Source organism: Dyella sp. C11 (assembly GCF_003121485.1).
Classification (GTDB): Bacteria; Pseudomonadota; Gammaproteobacteria; order Xanthomonadales; family Rhodanobacteraceae; genus Dyella.
The window spans coordinates 12,988-29,447 of record NZ_QAVX01000023.1 but is presented as its reverse complement, the minus strand read 5'-3'; the positions used below and the strand labels follow the sequence as shown (position 1 = coordinate 29,447).

The 16,460-nt window shown below is 64.0% G+C and carries 21 protein-coding genes; 20 read left to right on the top strand and 1 reads right to left on the bottom strand.

Annotated features, from left to right (window positions below):
- Positions 1-124: 124 nt before the first annotated feature.
- The 15 genes from DK366_RS18130 to DK366_RS18060 all read left to right on the top strand — a co-directional run bounded on the left by DK366_RS18130 (position 125) and on the right by DK366_RS18060 (position 12,485).
- Positions 125-523, top strand: a complete 399-nt coding sequence (locus DK366_RS18130; protein ID WP_109126959.1) for a phasin family protein — start codon at positions 125-127, stop codon at positions 521-523.
- Between the two features lie 247 nt (positions 524-770).
- On the top strand, positions 771-1,136 hold the full coding sequence (locus tag DK366_RS18125; RefSeq protein WP_109126958.1) for an ATP synthase subunit I: 366 nt from the start codon (positions 771-773) through the stop codon (positions 1,134-1,136).
- A gap of 3 nt (positions 1,137-1,139) precedes the next feature.
- Complete coding sequence (gene atpB, locus DK366_RS18120; protein ID WP_109126957.1) at positions 1,140-1,973, top strand: F0F1 ATP synthase subunit A; 834 nt, start codon at positions 1,140-1,142, stop codon at positions 1,971-1,973.
- Positions 1,974-2,048: 75 nt separating this feature from the next.
- On the top strand, positions 2,049-2,336 hold the full coding sequence (gene atpE / locus DK366_RS18115; RefSeq protein WP_109126956.1) for a F0F1 ATP synthase subunit C: 288 nt from the start codon (positions 2,049-2,051) through the stop codon (positions 2,334-2,336).
- 81 nt (positions 2,337-2,417) lie between these two features.
- Positions 2,418-2,888, top strand: coding sequence for a F0F1 ATP synthase subunit B (locus tag DK366_RS18110; protein ID WP_109126955.1), 471 nt, complete (start codon positions 2,418-2,420; stop codon positions 2,886-2,888).
- Positions 2,889-2,891: 3 nt separating this feature from the next.
- Entirely contained in the window at positions 2,892-3,425 is a 534-nt protein-coding gene (locus DK366_RS18105) for a F0F1 ATP synthase subunit delta (RefSeq protein WP_109126954.1), read from the top strand.
- A gap of 91 nt (positions 3,426-3,516) precedes the next feature.
- Positions 3,517-5,067: a F0F1 ATP synthase subunit alpha gene (atpA, locus tag DK366_RS18100; protein ID WP_109126953.1), complete on the top strand. Its 1,551-nt coding sequence runs from the start codon at positions 3,517-3,519 to the stop codon at positions 5,065-5,067.
- A gap of 146 nt (positions 5,068-5,213) precedes the next feature.
- A complete protein-coding gene (gene atpG / locus DK366_RS18095; protein ID WP_109126952.1) occupies positions 5,214-6,140 on the top strand; it encodes a F0F1 ATP synthase subunit gamma in 927 nt (308 codons plus the stop codon).
- A gap of 127 nt (positions 6,141-6,267) precedes the next feature.
- Positions 6,268-7,680: a F0F1 ATP synthase subunit beta gene (gene atpD / locus DK366_RS18090; protein WP_109126951.1), complete on the top strand. Its 1,413-nt coding sequence runs from the start codon at positions 6,268-6,270 to the stop codon at positions 7,678-7,680.
- A 121-nt stretch (positions 7,681-7,801) separates the two neighbouring features.
- Positions 7,802-8,227: a F0F1 ATP synthase subunit epsilon gene (locus tag DK366_RS18085; protein ID WP_109126950.1), complete on the top strand. Its 426-nt coding sequence runs from the start codon at positions 7,802-7,804 to the stop codon at positions 8,225-8,227.
- 89 nt (positions 8,228-8,316) lie between these two features.
- Positions 8,317-8,871, top strand: a complete 555-nt coding sequence (locus tag DK366_RS18080) for a hypothetical protein (protein ID WP_232821108.1) — start codon at positions 8,317-8,319, stop codon at positions 8,869-8,871.
- Between the two features lie 85 nt (positions 8,872-8,956).
- Positions 8,957-10,330, top strand: coding sequence for a bifunctional UDP-N-acetylglucosamine diphosphorylase/glucosamine-1-phosphate N-acetyltransferase GlmU (gene glmU / locus DK366_RS18075; protein WP_109126949.1), 1,374 nt, complete (start codon positions 8,957-8,959; stop codon positions 10,328-10,330).
- A gap of 58 nt (positions 10,331-10,388) precedes the next feature.
- Positions 10,389-10,937 (top strand): hypothetical protein, encoded by a 549-nt coding sequence (locus DK366_RS18070; protein WP_109126948.1) that lies wholly within the window; start codon positions 10,389-10,391, stop codon positions 10,935-10,937.
- A 111-nt stretch (positions 10,938-11,048) separates the two neighbouring features.
- Complete coding sequence (locus tag DK366_RS18065; RefSeq protein ID WP_157956605.1) at positions 11,049-11,618, top strand: hypothetical protein; 570 nt, start codon at positions 11,049-11,051, stop codon at positions 11,616-11,618.
- A 69-nt stretch (positions 11,619-11,687) separates the two neighbouring features.
- Positions 11,688-12,485, top strand: coding sequence for a hypothetical protein (locus DK366_RS18060; RefSeq protein ID WP_109126946.1), 798 nt, complete (start codon positions 11,688-11,690; stop codon positions 12,483-12,485).
- Between the two features lie 7 nt (positions 12,486-12,492).
- On the opposite strand, the gene DK366_RS18055 is transcribed toward DK366_RS18060, so the two are convergent.
- Positions 12,493-13,479 carry a pteridine-dependent deoxygenase gene (locus DK366_RS18055; protein WP_109126945.1) on the bottom strand — a complete coding sequence of 329 codons (987 nt, stop codon included), beginning with the start codon at positions 13,477-13,479 and terminating at the stop codon, positions 12,493-12,495.
- A gap of 92 nt (positions 13,480-13,571) precedes the next feature.
- Between DK366_RS18055 and DK366_RS18050 the strand changes: the two genes are divergently transcribed.
- From DK366_RS18050 to DK366_RS18030, 5 genes are all read left to right on the top strand, one after another.
- On the top strand, positions 13,572-13,841 hold the full coding sequence (locus DK366_RS18050) for a phosphopantetheine-binding protein (protein WP_109126944.1): 270 nt from the start codon (positions 13,572-13,574) through the stop codon (positions 13,839-13,841).
- Positions 13,842-13,920: 79 nt separating this feature from the next.
- Complete coding sequence (locus DK366_RS18045) at positions 13,921-14,643, top strand: xanthomonadin biosynthesis protein (protein WP_232821107.1); 723 nt, start codon at positions 13,921-13,923, stop codon at positions 14,641-14,643.
- Positions 14,640-14,939, top strand: a complete 300-nt coding sequence (locus tag DK366_RS18040; protein ID WP_109126942.1) for a hydroxymyristoyl-ACP dehydratase — start codon at positions 14,640-14,642, stop codon at positions 14,937-14,939. Before DK366_RS18045 ends, DK366_RS18040 begins: the two co-directional genes overlap by 4 nt.
- On the top strand, positions 14,936-15,889 hold the full coding sequence (locus DK366_RS18035; protein ID WP_109126941.1) for an acyltransferase: 954 nt from the start codon (positions 14,936-14,938) through the stop codon (positions 15,887-15,889). Before DK366_RS18040 ends, DK366_RS18035 begins: the two co-directional genes overlap by 4 nt.
- Positions 15,813-16,460: a LolA-related protein gene (locus tag DK366_RS18030; RefSeq protein WP_109126940.1), complete on the top strand. Its 648-nt coding sequence runs from the start codon at positions 15,813-15,815 to the stop codon at positions 16,458-16,460. The genes DK366_RS18035 and DK366_RS18030 overlap by 77 nt, the downstream gene beginning before the upstream one ends.

The window sequence follows — 16,460 nt, the reverse complement described above, 5'->3', positions numbered from 1 at the left end:
AATGTGTTGGTAATCTTGAAATTTTTGTGACACGCATCTTCGTTCAGCGAAGATATATTGCATTGCACAAAATGACTTGGTAGGGTACGTGCCACTACCCACACTCCCGTCGAGGGAACACGTCATGACGCAGCAACTGAATGCCCAGGTTTTCGCCTACGCCAAGCAGCTGGCCGACAGCGCTTTCAAGGCTCAGTCGGTAGCCCTGAAGGGCTTCGAGCAGATCGCCGAACTGCAGATCCGCGCGCTGGAAAAGCAGTCCGAAGCGGCCGCTGACTTCATCAGTGGCGCACTCGAAACCCGCGACGTGGACGGCCTTCGCGTCCTGTGGGAAAAGGCTGCCGCCGCGAGCCGCGAGAACGCCGAGCGCGCCGTGTCGGTCACCCAGGAAATCATCGCCGTGACGCAGAAGACCGCCGAATCGCTGGGTGCCCTGGTGCAGGAACCGCAGCAGGCCGCCAACGACGCCGTGGCCGCACCGGTCGCCGCCGTCAAGAAGGCTGCGGCTGCCGCCACCAAGTAATACCGCTTGTAGACGCAGCGCTTCTTCCCCCCAGTTGCGTCAAAGGGCCGGACTCTTGTCCGGCCCTTTTTCTATTCGCGAGTTCTCGCGATCGCCCCTCTTTTGTGAACGGTTCGGCGGCTGGACAAGATGTCGCGCCGGGTGCGGCTTGTCGCTCTAAATGCCTCGCTGATATACTTTTTGGGATTGGACCGTGGCCCGCAGCTGGTTCGGTGCCGCCTAGAGCGAAGCCGCGCGGGAACATCACGTGATCAACAGTCTTGCTTCCGGTCGTCGTCTGGCGCTGCGCATTATCTTGCTGCAGCTTGCCGTCGCGGCGATCGTGGGTCTCACCTTCCTGATGCAGGGGCCGCGCGAAGCGTTGGCAGCCACTGCAGGCGCCACCATCGTGGCGCTGGGCACCGCGCTGTTGGCGTGGCGTACCTTCAGGGGTTTGGGTGACGGCGGAACAAGCCTGTGGCACGTGGTGTCCGGTATGGTCCTCAAGTGGGTCGTGATCTTCGGAGGGTTGATCACGATCCTGGGTCAATGGAAATTACCGCCACTAGCTGCCATCACGGGGCTGGTGGCTGCTTACGCAATAAATCTGCTGGCGTTCAGATTCAAGGGCTAACACATGGCAAGCGAGCCGCAGGGCGGACTAACCGAATACATCCAGCATCACCTTCACCACAATGTGGTGAGCCTGGGTGATGGCGCATTCATGAAGATCCATGTGGACTCGATCCTCGTGGCCTTCCTGCTGGGTGCCGCGTTCTGCCTGTGGTTCTGGCTGATGGCCCGCAAGGCGACCTCGGGCGTGCCGTCCAAGGGTCAGGCCTTCGTCGAGATCATTGTCGAGTTCGTCGACACCCAGGTGAAGGACACCTTCCACGGCGACCGTCGCACGGTGACGCCGCTGGCGCTGTCCATCTTCATGTGGGTCACGTTCCTGAACGCGATGGACCTGCTGCCGCTGGATGCCCCGAGCTGGACGGTGAAGACCGCCGCCGGCGCCGAAGTGGCCCACCACACCTTCTTCCGCTGGGTGCCCACCGCCGATATCAACACCACCGTGGGCCTGGCCCTGGCCGTGTTCTTCATCGTGCTGGCCCATGGCATCAAGGCCAAGGGTGGCCTGGGCTTCGGCAAGGAACTGATGACCGCGCCGTTCCATGCGCACAACCCGGTGGTCGTGGCCATCCTGGTCCCATTCAATTTCCTGCTCAACGTCGTGGAATACCTGTCTAAGCCGGTGTCGCTCGCGATGCGACTGTTCGGCAACATGTACGGTGGCGAGCTGGTGTTCATGCTGATCGCCGGCCTGTTCGCGGGCTGGATCAGCTTCCTGCCGGGCGTGATCTTCAATACGGCGTGGGCGATCTTCCACATCCTGATCATCCTGCTGCAGGCGTTCATCTTCATGATGCTCACCATCGTGTACATCGCCACGGCGCGCGAGCATCACTGAGTTTTTGTTCCATCCGGTTCCGCTTTAAACCGCTTTGCCTTTATCACTCTTTAGAAAGATCCACAGGAGAATTCCATGAACGTCGCCGAACTTCTTACCCATGTGCAGGGCCTGACCGCCATCGCCATCGGCATCATCATTGGCCTCGGCGCGCTCGGCGCTTGCTTGGGCATCGCCATCATGGGTTCCAAGTTCCTCGAGTCCGCCGCTCGTCAGCCGGAACTGGTTCCGCTGCTGCAGGGCCGCATGTTCCTGCTCGCCGGCCTGATCGACGCTGCGTTCATCATCGGCCTGGCCGTGGCGCTGCTGTTCGCGTTCTCGAACCCGCTGCTTGCCGCTGTGCAGGCTGCCGCCGGTCACTAATCGGCGATATGAGTCGCCGCGGCGCATGTGCGCTGCGGCGATTGGCGGTTTAACGCGTTACCGGAGTTAGTTGGAAAGCTCATGAATATCAATCTGACTTTCCTGGGCCAGATGGTCTCTTTTGCCATCCTGGTCTGGTTCACCACCAAGTTCATCTGGCCGCAGCTCAATCATGCGATTGAAGAGCGCCAGAAGAAGGTTGCCGATGGTCTGGCCGCCGCCGAAAAGGCGCGCGCCGAACTGAAGGACGCCGACGCCAAGGTCGCCACCGAGATCAAGCAGGCCCGTCAACAGGCCAACGAGATCATCGAGCGCGCCCAGGCGCAGGCCAATCAGATCGTGGACAAGGCTCGCGCCGAAGCCGTGACCGAAGCCAATCGCCTGAAGGCGAATGCCGCCGAGGAAATCGTCAGCATGCAGCAGCGTGCTCGCGAGGAACTGCGCGGCTGGGTTGGCCGTCTGGCTGTCCAGGGTGCCGAGAAGATCGTGCAGCGCGAAGTCGACGCCAACGCCCACAAGGCGATGCTCGACCAGCTCGTGGCCGAGATCTAAGCCATGGCGCAGGCAATCACCCTCGCCCGCCCCTATGCACGCGCTGCCTTCGAGCTGGCCCACGAGGCCGGCTCGCTTGGCGCGTGGTCGCAGGCGCTGGCCTTCGCTGCGGAAGTGGCGAAGGACCCGCGCGTGGCCGGCTTCGGCAACGATCCGCGCGTGTCGCCGGAACAGCTTGTCGCGCTGCACCTGCCGCAGGGCATGGCCGCCGATGCACCGTTCGCCCAGTTCCTGGGTGAGCTGGCCGAACACCGCCGCGTGTCGCTGCTGCCGGAAATTGCTGCGCTGTACGAAACCTACAAGCGTGAGTCCGAGTCGCAGCTGCTGGTCAAGGTGACCAGTGCGTTCGCCTTGGACGCCGCCCAGGCCGAACAGCTGAAGGCATCGCTGAAGCGCCGTTTCAAGCGCGAGATCGAACTGGAAACCCAGGTCGATGCCTCGCTGATTGGCGGCGTGGTGATCGATACCGGCAGCGAAGTGATCGATGGCTCGGCCCGTGGACGCCTGGCGCGCATGACCCGCGCGCTGACGCAGTAAGCACTCAAGTATTTAGCGAAGTCCGTTTCGCGAAGCGCCGCCGCCAGCGGCTGGCTCTTCAAAAAAGACTCAAATCTCAGGATATCGACCCATGTCCAGCTCCACCTTGAACCCGTCCGAGATCAGCGAACTGATCAAGACTCGCATCGAGCAGTTCAAGCTCGGCGCGGAAGCACGCAACGAAGGCACGATCATCAGCGTGTCCGACGGCATCGTGCGCATCCACGGCCTGGCCGACGTGATGCAGGGCGAAATGATCGAACTGCCGGGCAATTCGTTCGCCCTGGCGCTGAACCTCGAGCGTGACTCGGTCGGCGCCGTGGTGCTGGGCGAATACCAGCACCTGCGCGAAGGCGACACCGCCAAGACCACCGGCCGCATCCTCGAAGTGCCGACCGGTCCGGAACTGCTGGGTCGCGTGGTCGATTCGCTGGGCAACCCGATCGACGGCAAGGGCCCGCTGAATGCCAAGACCAGCTCGCCGATCGAAAAGGTCGCGCCGGGCGTGATCTGGCGCCAGTCGGTGGATGAGCCTGTGCAGACCGGCTACAAGTCGGTCGACTCGATGATCCCGATCGGCCGTGGCCAGCGCGAGCTGATCATCGGCGACCGCCAGACCGGCAAGACCGCTCTGGCCATCGACGCGATCATCAACCAGAAAGATTCCGGCATTAAGTGCATCTACGTCGCCATCGGCCAGAAGCGCTCGTCGATCGCCAACGTGGTGCGCAAGCTCGAAGAGAACGGCGCGCTGGCCAACACCATCGTGGTGGTGGCTTCCGCTTCCGAATCGGCCGCGCTGCAGTACATCGCGCCGTACTCGGGTTGCGCCATGGGCGAGTACTTCCGCGACCGCGGTCAGGACGCGCTGATCATCTATGACGATCTGTCCAAGCAGGCCGTGGCCTACCGCCAGATCTCGCTGCTGCTGAAGCGCCCGCCGGGCCGCGAAGCCTACCCGGGCGACGTGTTCTATCTCCACTCGCGTCTGCTCGAGCGCGCAGCTCGCGTGTCGGCCGAGTACGTCGAGAAGTTCACCAATGGCGAAGTGAAGGGCAAGACCGGTTCGCTGACCGCGCTGCCGATCATCGAAACGCAGGCCGGTGACGTGTCCGCGTTCGTGCCGACCAACGTGATCTCGATCACCGACGGCCAGATCTTCCTGGAAACCGACCTGTTCAACGCCGGTATCCGTCCGGCCGTGAACGCCGGTATCTCGGTGTCGCGCGTGGGTGGTGCCGCCCAGACCAAGATCGTGAAGAAGCTGTCCGGCGGCGTGAAGCTGGCCCTGGCGCAGTTTCGCGAGCTGGCTGCGTTCGCGCAGTTCGCTTCGGACCTTGATCCGGCCACCCGCGCCCAGCTGGACCGTGGTCAGCGCGTGACCGAGCTGATGAAGCAGTCGCAGTACGCGCCGCTGTCCATCGCCGAACTCGCCCTGTCCGTGTACGCCGCTGAAAAGGGCTACCTCGACGACCTGCCGGTCAACAAGGTGCTGCCGTTCGAGAAGGGCCTGCACGCCTTCATGCACCAGAACCACGGCGAGCTGATGAAGAAGATCGTCGCCACCGGTGACTGGAACAACGAGATCGAAGCCACCTTCAAGTCCTCGCTCGACGAGTACAAGAAGACGGGCAGCTGGTAAGTGCGTAAAGGGCAAAGGGTAAGTGGCAAGGAGTAAAGTTCGTTTGCTCTTGATCCACAAACCCTTTGCAGCGCCCAAGGCGCAACTTACCCACTTACAGCGCCAACGGCGCGACTAACCAAGCGAGCAATAGCGAGCGAGAAGAAATGGCAAGCGGACGCGAAATCAAAACCAAGATCAAGAGCACGCAGAACATGCGCAAGGTGACGCGCGCGCTCGAAATGGTCTCGGCCTCGAAGATCCGCAAGGCGCAGGATCTGATGAAGGCTTCGCGTCCCTATGCGCGTGCCATGCGCAAGGTGATCGCGCACGTCGCCCAGGCCAGCACGGATTTCAGCCATCCGTTCCTGCAGGAACGCGAGAAGGTACAGCGCGTCGGCTTCCTGGTCGTCAGTACGGACCGCGGCCTGTGCGGTGGCCTGAACTCGAACCTGTTCCGTCGCCTGCTCCCGGTCATCCGCGAGTGGCAGGACAAGGGCGCCGAGATCGACGTGGTCGCCGTCGGCCAGAAGGCCGTGCAGTTCTTCCGTCGCCTCAAGGGCGTCAACCTGATCGGCAGCGCCACCCACCTGGGTGAGAAGCCGAAGGTGGAAGACCTGGTCGGCGTGATCAAGGTGATGCTGGACGCCTACACCGACGGCAAGCTCGATCGCGTGTTCCTGGCGCACAACGACTTCGTCAACACCATGACGCAGAAGCCGTCGATCCATGCGCTGCTGCCGCTGCCGGTCGTGGCCGAGGAAATGGTCAGCGGCGAAGGCAAGCCGAACTCGCCGGATTTCCCGGTGGCGGGCCTCAAGCTCGAGCAGAAGCACGACTGGGATTACATCTACGAACCCGATGCGGCGACCGTGCTTGAGCACGTGCTGGCGCGCTACATCGAGTCGGTCGTGTACCAGGGCGTGCTGGAAAACCTCGCCAGCGAACATGCCGCGCGCATGGTGGCCATGAAGGCTGCCTCGGACAACGCCAACAAGGTGATCGGCGAACTCACGCTGATCTACAACAAGGCGCGTCAGGCCGCGATTACCCAGGAAATTTCGGAAATCGTCGGCGGCGCCGCAGCTGTATAAAAGCGATCATCCCTGATCGCGAAGATCAAAAAGCGGCCATCCATGGCCGCACTATTCACAAAAACCACGCGACCGTCACAGGGCGCGAGTAGTCCCAAACACTAAAAGATCCATCCGGAGCACATCCATGAGTCAGGGCAAAGTTGTACAGATCATCGGCGCGGTTATCGACGTGGAGTTCGCACGCGATCAGGTGCCGCAGGTTTACGACGCACTGAAGATCGACGGCACCGACATCACGCTGGAAGTCCAGCAGGTGCTGGGTGACGGCATCGTCCGTACGATTGCCCTCGGTTCCACCGACGGCCTGAAGCGTGGCCTCGTGGCCCGCAACACCGGCGAAGGCATCAAGGTGCCGGTCGGCAAGGCCACCCTGGGCCGCATCATGGACGTGCTGGGCAGCCCCATCGACGAAGCCGGCCCGATCGCCGCCGAAGACAGCTGGGTCATCCATCGCGAAGCCCCGAGCTATGCCGACCAGGCCACCTCGAACGACCTGCTGGAAACCGGCATCAAGGTCATCGATCTGGTGTGCCCGTTCGCCAAGGGCGGCAAGGTCGGCCTGTTCGGCGGCGCCGGCGTGGGCAAGACCGTGAACATGATGGAACTCATCAACAACATCGCCAAGGCGCACTCGGGTCTGTCCGTGTTCGCCGGCGTGGGCGAGCGTACCCGCGAGGGCAACGACTTCTACCACGAGATGAAGGACTCCAACGTTCTCGACAAGGTCGCGATGGTGTACGGCCAGATGAACGAGCCGCCGGGCAACCGTCTGCGCGTCGCGCTGACCGGCCTGACCATGGCCGAGTACTTCCGCGACGAGAAGGACGAGCACGGCAAGGGCAAGGACGTGCTGCTGTTCGTGGACAACATCTACCGCTACACGCTGGCCGGTACCGAAGTGTCCGCGCTGCTGGGCCGTATGCCGTCCGCCGTGGGTTACCAGCCGACGCTGGCCGAGGAAATGGGCGTCCTGCAGGAGCGCATCACCTCGACCAAGACCGGTTCGATCACCTCCATCCAGGCCGTGTACGTGCCCGCGGATGACCTTACCGATCCGTCGCCGGCCACCACGTTCGCCCACTTGGATTCGACCGTCACGCTGTCGCGTAACATCGCCTCGCTGGGTATCTACCCGGCCGTGGATCCGCTGGACTCCACCAGCCGTCAGCTCGATCCGGGCATCGTCGGCGCCGAGCACTATGACGTGGCCCGCCGCGTGCAGGGCACGCTGCAGCGCTACAAGGAGCTCAAGGACATCATCGCGATCCTGGGCATGGACGAACTGTCGGAAGACGACAAGCAGGCCGTGTCGCGCGCCCGCAAGATCGAGCGCTTCTTCTCGCAGCCGTTCCACGTGGCCGAAGTGTTCACCGGCTCGCCGGGCAAGTACGTGCCGCTGAAGGAAACCATCCGCGGCTTCAAGATGATCGTGGACGGCGACGTGGACCACCTGCCGGAGCAGGCGTTCTACATGGTCGGCGGCATCGACGAGGCCATCAAGAAGGCCGAGGAAATGGGCGCCAAGAAGGCGGCCTGATCTTCGAGAGACGAGGGGTCAGGGACGAGGGATTAGCAAAAGCTCGACGCTCAGGCGTTGCCGGTTTTTCCCTCAACTCTCGCCCCTCGCCCCTCCTACCTCGAGCAAAGCGAGAACACCAATGAGTCATACCCTTCGTGTCGACATCGTCAGCGCCGAAGCCGAGATCTTCTCCGGCGACGCGCAGCTCGTGGTCGCCACCGGCGAGCTCGGCGAGCTGGGCATTGCGCCCCGCCACGCGCCGCTGATCACGCGCCTGAAGCCCGGCCACGTCGACGTGGTGCTGGCCAATGGCGAGCGTCAGCAGTTCTGGGTGTCCGGCGGCATCCTGGAAGTGCAGCCGCAGGTCGTTACTGTGCTGGCGGACACCGCTGCCCGTGCTTCCGATCTGGACGAAGCCGCAGCGCAGCGCGCCAAGCAGGAAGCCGAAGACGCGCTGGCCAATCGCACCGACGCCGTTGAGATTGCCGAAGCGCAGGCCAAGCTGGCCGAAGCCATCACGCAGCTGCAGGCGCTGGAGCGCCTCCGCAAGACGCTCAAGCACTGAGCGCACTTGCTGGGTGAATCCGCAAAACGCCGGCCTTGGGCCGGCGTTTTTGTTTATGCTGGGTCGCACTCGCCAGGGAGGTTGCACCGATGGACGCAGGGCTTCGTCGTGGGCCGGTGACGCGCCGGTGGTATCTGGCATTCGGCATGGGGTTGTCGTTGGCCGGTTGCGCCAGCGCGCCTTCGCCTGGCGTGCCGCACCCGATGACGGAAGGTGACACGTCCTACCGAGCCGTTCCCAGCGGCGACATGGCGCACTACCAGCTGGCCCTGGGTCAGATTTCCACGGGTGCCGTGCCATGGCATCACCCCGCGCCCATCTATCCGCCCGCACTCCTTGACCAGCGTCTGCCGGCCCACGAAGTGCAAGCGCAGTTGATCGTCGATGAGCAGGGCAAGGTTTCCGAAATACGCATGCCGGACGAAGCGCAGGCCGATCCGCAAGCGCGCCAGTTCGACGCCGCTGTGCGCGCCGCCGCGATGCAGTGGACATTCGAGCCCCTGCGCATCAGTCAGTGGGCAAGCGATGCGAACGGCAATACGCACGAAGTGAGCACCGAGGCGCGCCCCTTCAGCCTCGACTATGTGTTCCTCTTCACCTGGAAGGACGGCAAGCCCGTGACCGACGCCAGTGCCTCGCGATAGCCATACGGTCTACATCCTCAGGGCCGCCAGCGCCGTCGGCACCGCTGTTATCCTCCGCCGCTAATCAAAGACAGATACCGCGCCCATGCTCAAGACAGCTCCCTTGCACGTCATCGTTCTCGCCGCTGGTGAAGGCAAGCGCATGAAGTCGAAGAAGGCCAAGGTGCTGATGCCTCTGGCCGGGCGTCCCCTGCTGGCGCATGTGCTCGAGGCGGCGCGGGCCTTGCAGCCGCAAGTGATCCACGTGGTCTACGGCCATTGCGGTGACCAGGTGCGGGCGGCGTTCGAAGGCCAGGACGATCTTCGCTGGGTGCTTCAATCGCAGCGCCTCGGCACCGGCCACGCAGTGCGCGAGGCGCTGCTCGATGTGCCGGACGACGCTACCGTGCTTGTGCTGTACGGCGACGTGCCACTCACGCGCGCCGAAACGCTCGCCAAGCTGATTCGCGCCGAAGGCACGGTCAGCCTGCTCGCCACGCGCGTGGCCAACCCGTTTGGCTACGGGCGCGTGTTGCGCGACGGCAACGGCTTCGTGCGCTCGGTGGTTGAAGAGAAGGACGCCGATGACACGCAGCGTGCCGTCAACCTGATCAACACCGGCATCGTCGCCGCGGAAGCCGTGGCGCTCAAGCGATGGACGTCCAAACTCGATCGCAACAATGTGCAGGGCGAGTACTACCTCACCGACATCTTCGGCATGGCGGCTGAGGAAAATCGCGCCGCGGCCTGCGTGGAGTGCGATGACGAATACGAAGCGGCCGGTGCCAACAATCCGCTGCAGCTGGCGGAGCTGGAGGCGCAATACCGCAAGCGTGCTGCCACCGCGCTGGCGTTGGACGGCGTGCGCATCGCCGACCCGCTGCGCATCGATGTGCGCGGCAAGGTGGTGGCAGGCATGGATGTCGAGATCGACGTCGATGTGATTCTTGAAGGCGACGTGGTGCTGGGCGACGACGTGCGCGTGGGCCCGTTCACGCGGCTCAGCCATGTGCGGCTTGCGGCCGGCACGGTGGTACAGGCGCATTGCGATCTCGACGGCGTGGTGACGCATGGGCCCTGCACCATCGGTCCGTTTGCGCGCCTGCGCCCCGGCACCGAGCTTGCGGCGGGCGTGCATGTCGGCAACTTCGTCGAAACCAAGAAGGCGGTGATTGGCGAAGGCAGCAAGGCCAATCACCTCACTTACCTTGGCGACACCGTTGTCGGCAGTGGCGTGAACATCGGTGCGGGCACCATCACCTGCAACTACGACGGCGCGAACAAACACCTCACCACCATCGGTGATCGTGCCTTCATCGGTTCCAACAGCGCACTGGTGGCGCCCGTGACCATCGGTGCCGACGCCACCATCGGTGCGGGCTCGGTGATTGGCAAGGATGCGCCGGCCGGCGAACTGACCATTGCGCGCGCCAAGCAGGTGACCTTGCACGGTTGGCATCGTCCCACCAAGCAGAAGTGATTTTTCGCTTCCGGAACGCTATGGTCTCGCCCATCGGCCATCCGACGGAGAGCATCGCATGCGTGCAGGGAAGTTCTCGGCTGTTGTCCTGATCGTGTCGTTGATGGGAAGTGGCGAGGCCTTGCACGCTGCGCCCAGCGTGCAGCTGTTTGGCGAAGACGGCGCTCCGCGTTTCAATGCCTACCTGGCGTGCACCAGCAGGACGGTGAACTGCTCCATCATCGAGCACATGTTCGATCGCTGGGCCGATTCGCGCGATGTGAGCCTGCATGAGGTAGGGCCCGACGATGCGGCGTTCTCCAACGGCACGCCGTCGCAGGCACCAGAGCAGAAGCTGCCCTATCGCGTTTCCGTGCGCTATGCGCCCGAAATGGCATCGCTGTCCAATTCGCTGCAGGGCGGTGCCACCGGCTTGCCCGTCGTGAGTTATGTGGCGAACGTCCGTGTGTTCGATGCAAGCAGCGGCAAGCTGCTCAAGTCGATGTCGATGCACGACGAGAAGATGGTCGATCAGGCCCAGGGTGCCGCCAATCCGTACCTGGAGGCGCACGTGCGCGCCTTCCTCAAGCGACTCGATCCCGCCTACACCCCGGCACCGGCACCCTGATTCACTGTTGCGGTTCTTCACGCCTTGTCGCGTTTGTTTCCGTCAGGATGATGTGCGTTTTGATTCGGCGTGTTCGACATCGACCGTCGCGCCCACGACCAGGGAGTGGTTATGCAACGTCATGCAGGGAAGATGATGCTGGTGGGTGCCTTGCTGCTGCAGGGGTGTGCGGGTTCGGCTACCCATCGCCCGAACGTCCCACTGTTTGCCGCGGATGGAACGGCGCGTTTTCACGCCTACCTCGCTTGCACGAGCCATACCGCGAACTGCGCGGATGCGGTGAAGTCTTTCCAGGCTTGGGCGGATGATCGCCGTGCGACGTTGCGCATCACCAGTCCGGGCGACGCGCTGTTCAAGCAGGGCACGCCGTCTCCCTCGGCAGAGCAGGACGTTCCCTATCGCCTGGTGATCACCTACCGCCCGGACATCGCGGATTCGGTCTCATCGACTTACGCCAATTCCGCCGGCAATACCTATCAGCCCCTGGTGGGCTATTCGGCCTCGTTCGTCGTCTACGACGCCCAGACCGGCGCGCCGCTGTCGGCGCCACGTCAGCTGCGCGATCAGGTGATACTCCGGCGTGGCTGGGGACATATCGACGGCACGCTGGCGGCGTACGTCGATGACGTGATCCGCCATATCGACCCGGCCTACGGCGTGGAGACGGCTGCCACCCCCTGACCTTTCGTCCGACTCGCGCCACGGGCTTGCTCGCGTATAAGCTCCCTGCACACGTGACAGGGGCGGCTCATGCGCATTCAGTTTCGTAGCATTCTGGCGGTCGTGGCGATGGCAGCGGTGATCGGATGGTGCCCGCCTTCCCGGGCAGATACGGACATCCGCGAGCTGCCCACCACGCCCGAAACCCAATCGGCACCCGGTACCGACTACGCCCTGCGTCCGGTGACCTTTGCCGGTTCCACGGTCACGCTGATCGACGTGCATTCCGGCGTTGGTGACTGGACCAGGCCCGACGTGGCCAAGTTGCCCGCCCTGCCATCCGCATCCGGACTGCCGGCGAAAGAAGCCGTGCAATGGTTCTATGGAAGCATCGCGGGCTGGATGGCGGTGCCCGCCGGCTGGCGCGTGCAGCGTGCCACCATCGGCGTCGATGCCAATGCGCGCTACACCTTTGTGGCGGCCGATGGAGCGGCATCGGGCTGGGTGACCTACGCGGTCATCCCTGCCTGCGAAGAGTGCCTGCTGCGTGACGCCGAGGGCGTGTTGCCGGGTGCGGGCGAAGCACTCGCCTCACGCCATGACGCTGTCCCCATTCACCTGGGACAAACCAATCCCGTCATGAGCTGGCAGTCCCGGCCGGACGATTGCACAGCGTTGTTCCGCTATCGCGCCGGCAGCCTGATGGCCCATGCGGCCGTGCTCAGCAGCGTGCCGATTGCAGCACTCGATACGGGCAAGGGTGACCTCGCGCTGGCCGAGGTTTACGCGGCGTTGCCGGCGGGGCGCTCCGCGCTCGCCGAGTTCATGGTGGGCAGCTTCCGTCAGGCTTTTCCGGCCTGCCAGTCGCCGCGCGGCTGGCAGAACTGACAGCCGCTCAGGCGTAACGCCAGCCGTCGATTTCCACGAGCAGCTCGCTGCGGCAGATATCGCCGTGCAGCAGCAGCAGCGGCACGCCGGGCAGATGGCGCTGCAGGAAATCGTGTGCGGCAGAAGCGTCGGCGGCGTGCCGCACGTACGCCTTCAGGGGAGACTGTGCGTCAAAGCCGGTCGGCATGCCGGCGCTGGCCAGAAGCGCTTCCAGGTTGACCAGCGTTTCGTCCAGCTGCGCGGGCAAGTCGTCTTCGTGGGCGGAGGCGTGACCGACGACGGCCGCCGTGCCTGAGATGGCCAGGGCGTCGCCGGCAGGCAGCGTCATGGCGCGCGCAAAACTGGGCGGAATGCGGCCGTACTGGCGCGGATAACGCCATGCACTGACCTGGCGCGGGTTTTCCACGCGGCCACCGGGTTCATCGCAGGCCAGCAGGTACACCTGCAGGCGCGCTGCCGACGCATGGTGGCCAATGGCCGTGGCGGCGGGAAAGCCATCTTCGAAGAAGCTGCCCATGCCTTGCGCGCGACCTTCGCAGAACTGCTTGTAGCGCTCGGTATCGCCTTCGCCCTGGTTGATGTCGGCCAGGTAATTCCAGATGCGCTGTACGTGGCGCTCACGACGGGAGGCAACGAACCCGCACAGTTGCGCATAAGCGCTGGCGGCGGTATCGCGTGGGCCGCCGTGGGCCGCCTCGTCCAGCGTGACGGCGGCAAACAGCCAGCCTTCGCCGCTGGACCATTGCACGTCGCCGGTGCGGCCGTGAATGACGGGACCCTCCACCTGCCAGAGTTCCAGCGGTGCGCGCGACTGCAGTGCTTCGAGATCAACACCGAGCCAGCGCGGATCGTCGCTGCCTTGCACATGGCTGCCGAAGCCGAACACCGCCAGGGTGCCCACCTGCTGCAACATCGTCTCCGGATCGGTCAACCGATAGGACACATGCGGCGCGCGGCGCACCGCCGGCCTGACGTTTTCACAACCCTGAACCATGGGCATCCAACCGGAGAAACCGAGTCGCTATGTTACACTGGCAGGCCGGTGCCTCTGGGGGAGAGGCGCAAGAATTTCGGGTAAAAAACGGCATGGCCGAGCAGAGCACCGCACAACACGAACTGGCCACGCTGATCGTGACCAGCCTGAATCTGGAAACCGTCACGGCCGACCAGATTGACCCTGATGCACCGCTTTTCGGCGGCGATCTGGGCCTGGATTCCATCGACGCCCTGGAAATCGCGCTGGCTGTGTCCAAGCGCTACGGTTTCCAGTTGCGCTCGGACAACCCTGAAAATCGCAAGATTTTCACCAGCCTTCGCACCCTCTCCGAGCACATTGAACAGCACCGCGCCGTTTAACCGCCGTCGGGCATGATGCACGGCGCGCGCGGCACACTTGGGTTGTCGCTGTTTCGATGCCAGGCAGGCTGAGTTATCCATGTCGTTCGTACCCACCCCAAAACCGACTTCGACTTCGCGCCGCTGGTGGCCGTTGATGTTCGGCTATCCGGTGCTGGCGATGGCCGGTGTGCTGACGCATCGCCAGGGCGTCTCGCTGGCGGCATGCGCGTTGCTGCTCACCGTGGTGATGGCATCGTCGCTCTCCACGCGGCGTGCGGCGCCTTGGGCTGCGTGGCTTGGCATGTTGCTGGTGATGGCGTGGCTCGGTTCGCGTGGCATGGCTGGCTTGCTGCTGGAATGCGTGCCGATTGCGATCAACATTCTTTTGGCATGTTTGTTCGGCCGCAGTTTGCGCAAGGGTTCCTCGCCGCTGATCGCGCGCTTCATCGAAGCCATCGAAGGGCCAGAGCGCCTCGACATGCCTGGGGTCGCGACGTATGCGCGTCACCTCACCTGGTTCTGGACCTTGCTGACGGCAGCGCAGGCGTTGGTGCTGACCGTGTTGCTGTTGTGCGCCGAGCCGGGTGGCTTGCTCCGTTCGTTGGGCGTGGCGTCGCCATGGCCGGTGTCCGGTGAATTTGCGCAGTCGTACGCGCACGTGGGCGGTTATGTGCTGATCGCCTGCGCGTTCCTGCTGGAGAATGTGTTCCGCCGTCTGCACCTGCGCCATATCCGTCACCCGCGCCTGCACGAGCTGGTGCTCGGCGTGGCAGCGCGCTGGCCCAAGCTGGTACGCGGCGAAGATCCGGCATCGCCATGAGCCATGCAGCCTTCCAGCGCATGTTTACCGTGGCGGCCGACCATCCCAGCTTGCCGGGGCACTTTCCCGGTTCGCCATTGGTCCCTGGCGTGATGCTGTTGGAACAGGTGGCACTGGCGCTGCGCGATTGGCGCGATGAACGGCTGGCCCGGGTCATTGACGCGAAATTCGTCGCTCCCTTGTTCCCTGCAGAGCAGGCACACGTGGCCTTGTCAGAAGCGAACGGTCGCGTGCGTTTCGAAATTCGCCGCGGGGACGACCTGCTCGCCCGGGGTTCCATCGAGGGAGCGCGATGACCGAGCATTGGCAAAGCCGACCCGAAGGCGGCGGACGCTTCGCCATCTGGCTGATTCGCGCCGCTGCGTTATACGGCGGACGCTCGTTCGCGCGTTTGGTGCTCTACCCGATCACGTTGTATTTCTATCTTCGTCGCGGCCCCGAGCGACGTGCCTCGCGCCTGTTCCTTGAGCGCGTGCTGGGCAAGCCGGTCACGCCCTGGCAGGTGATGAAGCACATTCACTGTTTCGCTGCGACGCTGCTCGATCGCATCTTTCTGCTCGCCCACGGCGAGCGGGATTTCGATGTGAAAGTGGAAGGCCTCGACGCGCTGGAGGCCTGCATTGCGCAGGGACGGGGCGTGCTGTTGCTTGGCACGCATCAGGGCAGCTTCGAAGCGCTCCGCGCCATCAAGTCGCGTCGTCCCGAAGTGGACTTGCGCGTGGTGCTGGACAAGCAGAAGACGCCGGCCATGACGGAGCTGCTTGAAGCGCTGGCGCCCGACGTCGGCGCTCGTGTCATCGACGCCTCGCAAGGCGGCACGTCGATTGTGCTGGCCATGGCCGAGGCCTGCGAGCGTGGCGGCATGGTGGCGCTGCTTGCCGATCGCGGGCGCGAGCACGAGGTGTTGCGCCGCACGCCGTTTCTCGGCGATTCCGCGCCTTTTCCGGTAGGCCCCTGGTTGCTCGCACACACGCTGCGCGTTCCCGTGGTGCTGTGTTTCGGCTTGTACGAAGGTGGCAACCGGTATCGCCTGATCTTCGAATCGTTCGCCGAACGCATCGAGATTCCGCGGCAGCATCGCGCGCAGGCGCTGGACGACGTCATCGCCCGCTTCGCCCGCCGCGTGGAACACTACGTCCACGTCGACCCCTACAACTGGTTCAACTTCTATGACTTCTGGCAGCAAGACGTGGACACTGCTGTGCGGCCTGACGCTGTCGCTGTGCGCGAACGCGTCGGCGCCTGAAGACGCCGCCACGGCGCGCGCACTGGTTTCCTCGCTGGGTCGGCCGGCACCGGCACGCACGGCATTCGCCGAGGCGCGTTTCATGAAGATGCTGGACAAGCCGCTGGTGGTCTCCGGCCAGTTGGCCTGGCTCGGCGACGATCGCCTGGAGCGCACGGTGGAAGTGCCCACGCGCGAAGTGTCGACCATCGCCAACGGCGAAGTGACGCAGCAGCGCGAAGGGCGTTCACCGCGAAGCTTTTCGCTCAAGCGCGCGCCACAACTGCAGCTGCTGGTCGACAGCTTCGTTGCCTTGCTGGGTGGCGATTCCGCGCACCTGGAGCAGGCATTCACGGTGCAGCACAGCGTGGATGGCGCCGATCGCTGGACGCTGACATTGACACCGCGCGACGCCAAGCTTGCCCAGACCGTCAATCGCATCGACATCGATGGCAGTGGCAACGAACCACGTTGCATGATCATGCAGGAGGCCGATGGCGATGTGGCCATCGACCTGCTGGGTGAGTACGCCTCCCGAATGCCGGCCACGCCGACGCGCGATGGGCTCGTCACGATGTGCCGAGGCGGCTGA

Coding starts and splice junctions, on each gene's coding strand:
- DK366_RS18130 (WP_109126959.1), top strand. CDS start 125: ATGACGCAGCAACTGAATGCCCAGGTTTTCGCCTACGCCAAGCAGCTG.
- atpB (WP_109126957.1), top strand. CDS start 1,140: ATGGCAAGCGAGCCGCAGGGCGGACTAACCGAATACATCCAGCATCAC.
- atpE (WP_109126956.1), top strand. CDS start 2,049: ATGAACGTCGCCGAACTTCTTACCCATGTGCAGGGCCTGACCGCCATC.
- DK366_RS18110 (WP_109126955.1), top strand. CDS start 2,418: ATGAATATCAATCTGACTTTCCTGGGCCAGATGGTCTCTTTTGCCATC.
- DK366_RS18105 (WP_109126954.1), top strand. CDS start 2,892: ATGGCGCAGGCAATCACCCTCGCCCGCCCCTATGCACGCGCTGCCTTC.
- atpA (WP_109126953.1), top strand. CDS start 3,517: ATGTCCAGCTCCACCTTGAACCCGTCCGAGATCAGCGAACTGATCAAG.
- atpG (WP_109126952.1), top strand. CDS start 5,214: ATGGCAAGCGGACGCGAAATCAAAACCAAGATCAAGAGCACGCAGAAC.
- atpD (WP_109126951.1), top strand. CDS start 6,268: ATGAGTCAGGGCAAAGTTGTACAGATCATCGGCGCGGTTATCGACGTG.
- DK366_RS18085 (WP_109126950.1), top strand. CDS start 7,802: ATGAGTCATACCCTTCGTGTCGACATCGTCAGCGCCGAAGCCGAGATC.
- DK366_RS18080 (WP_232821108.1), top strand. CDS start 8,317: ATGGACGCAGGGCTTCGTCGTGGGCCGGTGACGCGCCGGTGGTATCTG.
- glmU (WP_109126949.1), top strand. CDS start 8,957: ATGCTCAAGACAGCTCCCTTGCACGTCATCGTTCTCGCCGCTGGTGAA.
- DK366_RS18070 (WP_109126948.1), top strand. CDS start 10,389: ATGCGTGCAGGGAAGTTCTCGGCTGTTGTCCTGATCGTGTCGTTGATG.
- DK366_RS18065 (WP_157956605.1), top strand. CDS start 11,049: ATGCAACGTCATGCAGGGAAGATGATGCTGGTGGGTGCCTTGCTGCTG.
- DK366_RS18060 (WP_109126946.1), top strand. CDS start 11,688: ATGCGCATTCAGTTTCGTAGCATTCTGGCGGTCGTGGCGATGGCAGCG.
- DK366_RS18055 (WP_109126945.1), bottom strand. CDS start 13,479: ATGGTTCAGGGTTGTGAAAACGTCAGGCCGGCGGTGCGCCGCGCGCCG.
- DK366_RS18050 (WP_109126944.1), top strand. CDS start 13,572: ATGGCCGAGCAGAGCACCGCACAACACGAACTGGCCACGCTGATCGTG.
- DK366_RS18045 (WP_232821107.1), top strand. CDS start 13,921: ATGTCGTTCGTACCCACCCCAAAACCGACTTCGACTTCGCGCCGCTGG.
- DK366_RS18040 (WP_109126942.1), top strand. CDS start 14,640: ATGAGCCATGCAGCCTTCCAGCGCATGTTTACCGTGGCGGCCGACCAT.
- DK366_RS18035 (WP_109126941.1), top strand. CDS start 14,936: ATGACCGAGCATTGGCAAAGCCGACCCGAAGGCGGCGGACGCTTCGCC.
- DK366_RS18030 (WP_109126940.1), top strand. CDS start 15,813: ATGACTTCTGGCAGCAAGACGTGGACACTGCTGTGCGGCCTGACGCTG.